Raw genomic sequence first — 4912 nt, forward strand, 5'->3', positions numbered from 1 at the left:
CCTAATGGGTAATGCTTGCTGGTAGTATGTTAAGGCTTGCTGGGGTTGACCGATATCGCCGTAAACTGCACCGATATTACTGAGAGTAGTGGCTTCCCCGGCGCGATCGCTCACTTCCTGCCATATGGGTAATGCTTGCTGGTAGTATGTTAAGGCTTCCTGGGGTTGACCGATAGCGCGGTAAACTACACCGATATTATTGAGAGTATTTGCTTCCCCGGCGCGATCGCGCACTTCCCGCCATATTGGTAATGCTTGCTGGTAGTATGTTAAGGCTTGCTGGGGTTGACCGATAGCGCTGTAAACTCCACCGATATTATTGAGAGTAGTGGCTTCCCAGGTGCGATCACTTATTTCCTGCCATATTGGTAATGCTTGCTGGTAGTATGTTAAGGCTTCCTGGGGTTTACCGATCCGATTATAGTTGAAACCCAGAACCAGATTTGCCAATGCTTCCCCTTCTCGATTTTGGATACTTTGGGCAATAGCTAGGGCTTGTTTAAGGGTTTCTATGGCTTGTAAAGGTTGCCCTTGCTGAGTTTGCTGGGCTCCCAAATCAATCAGTTGTTGCAATTGTGCCGCCTGAGTCTGGGAGGTTTGGGCATAACTGCGCTGTGCCAGAATTGGCAATATCGCGGGAGTCGCCAATAGCATTGTTACTCCCAATAAACCACCCATCATTAATCTTTTCATGGCATCACCTATTATTAATTGAAAATTGATGTTGGGTTTCACTGCGTTGCACCCAACCTACGGGAAGCTGCTAAATCAATCAGTTGTTGCAATTGTGCCGCCTGAGTCTGGGAGGTTTGGGCATAACTGCGCTGTGCCAGAATTGGCAATATCGCGGGAGTCGCCAATAGCATTGTTACTCCCAATAAACCACCCATCATTAATCTTTTCATGGCATCACCTATTATTAATTGAAAATTGATGTTGGGTTTCACTGCGTTGCACCCAACCTACGGGAAGCTAGTTGGGTTTCACGCTCGTTACACCCAACCTACGGACTGCCAATAGAGAACCAATTATTAATCTTTCCATGGCATCACCTAATCTAAGTTTATTCAGCCACATTTGAAAGTTGATGTGGGGTGGAACCTTGCCTGTCAATTTTACAGTAATTGTTAACTGTTGGGTTGACCGGATTTCTCACCCCACCCGAAAACCTCAATCCATCCCTAAATATCTCCCCCCTTCAACTTGCCAATATTCCCTCATAAATAACTGCCATCACCTATCAGAATTAAAGGCGACCAAGAAAAGGGATGTAGGCCTTGTTGGACGAAGGTTAATTTCGCCTGTCGTAAAGCCTCGGCTTTTGTCATTCCCTCGTTGACATTCTCATAAAATTGTGTCATAATTAAGAGGGCTTTCTTGTCCTCCGCACTCCATAAGCTGGCAATCACGGCATCGGCTCCCGCCCGTTCAAATAAGTAGGCGATCGCTGGCAATTCGCGGCCGTCTGATTCCCTTGTCATCGCGGTTTGACAAGCACTTAAAACTACCAATTTAGTTTGGTTTAATCCCAACAATGCTATATCCGCAATATTTAAGATTTCTCCATTGGCAAATAATATCTGATTTGCCTCTAGCTCCGCACATCCCTGGGGGTTCAAGCAGACTGGGTTGGCTAAATGGAGGATATTAAACCGGAGATAATCGTTATAAAAACGGTTGAGGGTCGCTTCTTCCCTCACCCAATATTCCCCTGATAAAATTTCGGTAACTTGGCGGGCTTCCTGTTCCGATCCGGGGAGTTCTTGGGAGGTGGGGGTGGGGTTGCCAAAGGCTAAAATATTGGGGGTGCGGGTGGGGTTGCTGGGGATATGGCGGGTGGCGGAAATGCGGGTGAGGTAGTGGATGGGGTATTTTTCTAGTAGGTATTGGTCGCTTTGGTTATCATAGAAAGTTTCCCAGGGAATATAACGGAGTTTTCCGGTGGCAATGATGGCGATTTTTTCGGGAGAATAGGCAGCAATATCCGCCTCGACGGGACGAATGAGATAATCATACAGTAGTTCTTGATTGCCAGCGTAGTTGTCGGAGTTTGGGTTTTGGATTTGGGCGCGATATTCGGTGAGGATGGCATCAAATTCGGTGGGGTTAATGGGAATGGTGCGGACGAGGGTGGCTTGGTCGCGGCTGACTAAAAAAATGCCGATTTTATCCTGGACGTTACGAATATTAGTTAACAAAACGGGTTGAATAACCAGGGTTCCGGGGGCGATATTTTCCCGGATAGTTTGGATGTCTTGGGGGGTGGTTTCAAAGAGTTCGGCAACTGGGGGATATTGGCGGGAGATATTCTCGGCTAGTTGGCTATTTTGGGCTTGTAATTGGTTGATTTGTTGGGAGAGTTGGGGTGTCCAGTCCTGGTCAACTTGGGCGTAAAGTAATTGTAGGCGTTGATGGTTTTGATTCCATTGGTCAATGAGTTTTTGGGCTTCTGGGTCGCCAACTTGGGCATCGATAAGGCGGGTATAGTCGGCGAGGTCGAAGGTGGTGGCGAGGTTATACCATTTAAAGGCTTGGTCGGGTTGGTTTTGGTCAATGAGAAGGTCTACAAGGGCGACGGATCTTCCTCGGTTACTTTCTAGGAATGTTTGGCGGTTTTCCTGTTGCAAACCTGCACGCATTTCTAGGGTAATTTGTACGGATTTTTCCAAGTTTTCGATGGCTTCCTGGGGTTTACCGATAGCGCGGTAAACTGCACCGATATTACTGAGAGTAGTGGCTTCCCCGGCGCGATCGCCCACTTCCCGCCTAATGGGTAATGCTTGCTGGAAGTATGTTAAGGCTTGCTGGGGTTGACCGATATCGCGGTAAACTGCACCGATATTATGGAGAGTAGCCGCTTCCCCGGTGCGATCGCGCACTTCCCGCATTATGGGTAATGCTTGCTGGAAGTATGTTAAGGCTTCCTGGGATTTACCGATCCGATTATAGTTGAAACCCAGAACCAGATTTGCCAATGCTTCCCCTTCTCGATTTTGGATACTTTGGGCAATAGCTAGGGCTTGTTTAAGGGTTTCTATGGCTTGTAAAGGTTGCCCTTGCTGAGTTTGCTGGGCTCCCAAATCAATCAGTTGTTGCAATTGTGCCGCCTGAGTCTGGGAGGTTTGGGCATAACTGCGCTGTGCCAGAATTGGCAATATCGCGGGAGTCGCCAATAGCATTGTTACTCCCAATAAACCACCCATCATTAATCTTTTCATGGCATCACCTATTATTAATTGAAAATTGATGTTGGGTTTCACGCTCGTTGCACCCAACCTACGGGAAGCTGCTAAATCAATCAGTTGTTGCAATTGTGCCGCCTGAGTCTGGGAGGTTTGGGCATAACTGCGCTGTGCCAGAATTGGCAATATCGCGGGAGTCGCCAATAGCATTGTTACTCCCAATAAACCACCCATCATTAATCTTTTCATGGCATCACCTATTATTAATTGAAAATTGATGTTGGGTTTCACGCTCGTTGCACCCAACCTACGGGAAGCTGCCTAACAATTTCTTCGGATATCCATAATGGTTGGTTCACTTTGCTAATTCCCGCAACGCATTCTTGTACTTATCAGCGATCGCCTGATAAGCCGCGATCGCCCGACCCAATTCTACCTGATTATTGGCAGTATCATTATCTGGAATTATTGGTTTTTTCGGTCATTTATACAGCGTAAAAATGTCAGAACATCTGGCAAAACATCATCGGGTAGTTCTCTGGCTAGGTCAATAATTTCTTGACGGATATCGGAATTCATGATGATCTCCTCTTGTCTATTTAGTCTACTTGAGTGGACTTTTGCTATCAGCCTTCAAATTCATTTCAAGGCGGGTCTAAAATTAGCCGCTCAGTCCGAACCGCTCTGGCGGTTGCTATATAATCCTAGAAAGTGTTAGTTGGGTTGCACTCCCCTGCACCCAACCTACGGGAAAGCTATTCGGAAGGGGATAGCAATTTCGCCGTGATAATTAACTCGGAATTCTGGGGGGCGAATTCTATGGCAGTCACCACATAACGACTATGAATTATGTTCTTCATTCCCCTGGGAATGCCCGGTTGATCATCTACTGCGATAACGGCTTCTGGTACGATCGCCAAAAAGCCTTTATCTGCATCTTCCCAAACTAATCCATCCACCCGCACCCGGAAGCGTCGGGGGTTTCCGCCTGTGTTCTCATGGTCGCCGCGAATCACTATCCGACCGTCGGAAGTCGGCCACCAAATATCCCCCCGAAATTGCACGCGGGAAACATTGGCGATCGCTTCTTGAGCGCGACTGTCACCTCGTGTTACAATGAGATATTGAGAGTTAATTTCAACCAGTTGACCGGAGCGTTGACCGCCATTAACCAAACTCACCGCCGCCGAGGTCGGCAAGGAAATCGGAATCGGTTGATTTTGGGCTTGGTTTTGGGCTACCAGCACGGGGAGTGCGATCGCTCGTGGAGTGTCAGCGGTGGGTACTGTCAGACCAGCCAGCACTAGGAAAATCATCAGTTGAGGGGTTTTCATGGCAGGTGTGAGATAGGATATAAACTAATACTAACATCTTCACGCTCGCTCCACCCTTTTTCGGAAACTTCGCACAATTTCACCACACCCACACCATCCCATCATTAACGTATTGAAAGTTATGGGCGATCGCCTCTCCCATAACTTTGATGCGCGCTCCTAGTTGTCAGCACGAGATGACAAAATTTGCTGAATTTCCTCCAATGGTAAACCCAACATTTGGGCGATCGCTTCCGCGCTATTTCCCAAATTTGCCAAACGCACAACAATATTTATCCTTTCCTGTTGGAGACCTTCTTGCACCCCTTCTTGGCGACCTTCTTGGCGACCTTCTTGGCGACCTTCTTGGCGACCTTCTTGGCGACCTTCTTGGCGACCGTCGGCAAATGCTTCTTT

The 4912-nt window shown here is 47.6% G+C and carries 5 protein-coding genes; all 5 read right to left on the reverse strand.

Going from position 1 to position 4912, the window contains the following annotated elements:
* Nucleotides 1-693, reverse strand: a 693-nt coding sequence (locus P5674_RS23145) for a tetratricopeptide repeat protein (RefSeq protein WP_315670324.1), incomplete at its 3' end; no start/stop codon positions are given.
* 38 nt (nt 694-731) lie between these two features.
* The gene (locus P5674_RS23150) at nt 732-905 is read right to left on the reverse strand and encodes a hypothetical protein (RefSeq protein ID WP_199318211.1); all 174 of its coding nucleotides are present in this window, start codon (nt 903-905) and stop codon (nt 732-734) included.
* A 312-nt stretch (nt 906-1217) separates the two neighbouring features.
* Entirely contained in the window at nt 1218-3431 is a 2214-nt protein-coding gene (locus tag P5674_RS23155; protein ID WP_434475132.1) for a CHAT domain-containing protein, read from the reverse strand.
* Between the two features lie 506 nt (nt 3432-3937).
* A complete protein-coding gene (locus tag P5674_RS23160) occupies nt 3938-4516 on the reverse strand; it encodes a hypothetical protein (RefSeq protein WP_006615942.1) in 579 nt (192 codons plus the stop codon).
* A 159-nt stretch (nt 4517-4675) separates the two neighbouring features.
* Nucleotides 4676-4912: Yae1 family protein (locus tag P5674_RS23165; RefSeq protein WP_315670326.1), on the reverse strand; the 237-nt coding region annotated here is incomplete at its 5' end.

The organism is Limnospira sp. PMC 289.06, assembly GCF_032350395.1.
Lineage (GTDB): Bacteria > Cyanobacteriota > Cyanobacteriia > Cyanobacteriales > Microcoleaceae > Limnospira > Limnospira platensis.

Excerpts from the sequence above, each read along its gene's own strand:
- P5674_RS23155 (WP_434475132.1), bottom strand. The coding sequence starts at position 3,431 with ATGAAAAGATTAATGATGGGTGGTTTATTGGGAGTAACAATGCTATTG.
- P5674_RS23160 (WP_006615942.1), bottom strand. The coding sequence starts at position 4,516 with ATGAAAACCCCTCAACTGATGATTTTCCTAGTGCTGGCTGGTCTGACA.
- P5674_RS23150 (WP_199318211.1), bottom strand. The coding sequence starts at position 905 with ATGAAAAGATTAATGATGGGTGGTTTATTGGGAGTAACAATGCTATTG.